This window comes from Corynebacterium sp., from assembly GCF_012838985.1.
In the GTDB taxonomy this organism is placed as follows: domain Bacteria; phylum Actinomycetota; class Actinomycetes; order Mycobacteriales; family Mycobacteriaceae; genus Corynebacterium.
In genome coordinates this window covers 1-2,383 of sequence record NZ_DUOE01000189.1, presented here as the reverse complement: position 1 = coordinate 2,383, position 2,383 = coordinate 1, and the positions used below count along the sequence as shown (strand labels likewise).

Annotated in this window: 2 protein-coding genes and 2 pseudogenes; 1 reads left to right on the top strand and 3 read right to left on the bottom strand. The window is 68.7% G+C overall.

The features are described from left to right. The 3 genes and pseudogenes from GXZ33_RS10840 to GXZ33_RS10830 all read right to left on the bottom strand — a co-directional run. A pseudogene (locus GXZ33_RS10840) lies at positions 1 to 231 on the bottom strand (LytR family transcriptional regulator); the annotation flags it as partial. 50 nt (positions 232 to 281) lie between these two features. Further along, positions 282 to 1,184, bottom strand: a complete 903-nt coding sequence (locus GXZ33_RS10835) for a class C sortase (protein WP_291341041.1) — start codon at positions 1,182 to 1,184, stop codon at positions 282 to 284. Continuing rightward, positions 1,185 to 2,252: a hypothetical protein gene (locus GXZ33_RS10830; protein ID WP_291341042.1), complete on the bottom strand. Its 1,068-nt coding sequence runs from the start codon at positions 2,250 to 2,252 to the stop codon at positions 1,185 to 1,187. Between the two features lie 6 nt (positions 2,253 to 2,258). On the opposite strand from GXZ33_RS10830, the pseudogene GXZ33_RS10825 reads away from it, so the two are divergent. Then, positions 2,259 to 2,383 (top strand): annotated as a pseudogene (locus tag GXZ33_RS10825) (DDE-type integrase/transposase/recombinase); the annotation flags it as partial.

Below are 2,383 nucleotides of genomic sequence, written 5' to 3'. Positions count from 1 at the left end.
GTGCTGCCGGGGGCGGGCCTCCGGGGCGGGCGTCGCTTCCCGACGCGGCGGTCGCTGCGGTTCCCGTCGCGGGGGCCGCTGCGGACGACGGCGCACGGGTCGTCCGTAGCGGTCGACCAGCGGTTTGCCGTCGCGGCCGAGGACGAAGTCGTCGGAGTCGCGGGGGTCGGAGGAACGGCCGAGCGGGCGGCGGGAGGGGTCCGGCCGCCGGCGGTGTTCGCGATCATCCATGGGTCATAGAGTAACGCCACCCGGGTCCGGAACCGACACCGCCGGGGGTCCTATCCGGCGGCCGCCTCGGACTCTTCCTTCCGCAGCTTCCTGCGGCGGTGCAGCGCCGACCACATCGCGACGGCGGCGATGACCGCCATGAGCGCCAGGTCCAGCTTCATCCACCAGGACAGCTGGACACGCCAGCCGCTGTCCATCTCGTCGACGGTGAGCGGGGTGTGGTCGCGGACGACCGTGACCAGCAGGCGGTCGGAGTTGATGCCGTAGGGGGTGCAGGTGATGAGGACGATCTTGTCCACGCCCTCCTCGTAGGTCACGGCGTCGTACTCGTCGGGCTTGACGATCTCGGAGCCGGTCATCCGGTAGCGCAGCTTCTCACCGAGGACACTGACGTAGACGGGCTCGCCCTCCTTCAGCTTGTAGAGGTTGTCGAACATGCTCGCGTTGACCATGCCGGTGTGGGCGGTGATCACCGCGGTGTTGCCGTCTCCGCCGATGGGCAGGTCACTGCCGTACATGTGGCCGGCGCCGCGGTAGAGGACGTCATCGGTCGTGCCGTGGTAGACGGGCAGGTCCACGCCGATGTCCGGGATGGTGAGGCGGGACATGATGGAACTGCCCTCCGCGACACGCAGCTGGGAGAGGTAGTCCTGGTACTCCGGGTCGGCGGGGTCCTCCCGGCGGTAGTGGTGTCCGGCGGAGTCGAGCCAGGTGTTGTACTCCTCGGCCCGGTCCCGGACCCCGGCCAGCGTGTCCGGGGACTGGGTCACCTCCTCCTCGTACTTCCGGGCGACCTCGACGTTCCGGTAGTCATTCCACACCGTGGCCGCCACCGGGTACGCCATCAGCAGCAGGCTCAGGATGAGCAGCACCAGGGACAGCAGGCGGGACCGCCGGGCCCGGTCCTTCGGCCGGTCCGCCTCCGGGCGGCGTTCCAGGGTGTGGATGGTCATCTAGTTCCTCCGGTTCCGGACGAAGTTGGCCAGTGCCGCCAGTGCGATGAGGAGTCCGAGGCCGAGCACGCCGACCAGGGTCCGGGCGCCGGTCTCCGGCAGCATGCCGATGAGATCGGACAGGCGCATGGCGCCGTGCTTGTCGGTGTCGGTGGCGGAGAGGGTGCGGTCGCCGTCGGTCTTCGTGACGGTGGCGGTCACGATCGCGGTGTCCGCCTGGTAGTCGAAGTGGGCCTCCGGGTCGGTGAAGGAGACGGTGAACTCACAGGAGTACGTGTCCTCCTCGCCGTCGACCTCGGTGAGCAGGCACCCGGAGATCAGCCCGGTGGCGGGATCGACGGTGATGTGTGCCGGCAGGGTGAACAGGTCGTTGTTCAGTGACGGGTCGGACAGCGTGACGGAGCCCGGGTTCTCCGTGGTGGTCACCGTGTAGCGGATGGTCATCTCGTCCTCGCCGAAGGGCAGCAGCGTGGTGTCCGAGCCCGGCGCGGAGAGCAGACCGTCGATGTGCTTGTCGACGCTCACCTCCAGGTAGGAGTTCGTGACACCCACGTTCATGTCCGGGGTGGGCACGGTGGCGGCGTCCGCGACCGGCCCGGCCTCGAACGTGGCGACGGCGTACTGAAAGGTACCGTCCGTCGCGTAGGTGCCGGCGAGATCGTTGTCGTCCACCTTCCAGGTGACGTACTGGGCGTCAGCGTTCGAGCCCAGGACCTCACGGATCATGATCCCGGTGGGCGCCACGACCGACGGGGAGGCGTTGAGTTGCGTCAGGTCGAGCACGGGGACGTCCTCGATGGTGACGGGGTCATCACCGGGGGCGACGGTGAGCGGGCCCTCCGGATCCTGCGGCAGCCAGGTGGCACCACCGTCGAGGGAGTACTCGAAGGTGAACGTCTCCCCCTCCGGGACGGTGCCGACGGTGGCCTTGGTCAGGTCGATGTTGCGGGTGTCGATGTCGTAGGCGTGGACGACGCTGACCCGGTGCTTCTTCTTGCCGGCCGGGACCTGGAAGGTGAACGTGTGGTTCTTCCACTCGTCACCCACGGTGTCCGTGTCGGGGGACACCCCCGCTGGTCGATCGCCGACCACATGCGCACCAGTCTCGTCGAAGACGCCCTGGAAAACGCGGCCCGGGCGCGGGGCTCGTTGGCCGGGGCCGTATTCCACTCCGACCACGGACGGCAATACACCTCCTC

Excerpts from the sequence above, each read along its gene's own strand:
- GXZ33_RS10835 (WP_291341041.1), bottom strand. The coding sequence starts at position 1,184 with ATGACCATCCACACCCTGGAACGCCGCCCGGAGGCGGACCGGCCGAAG.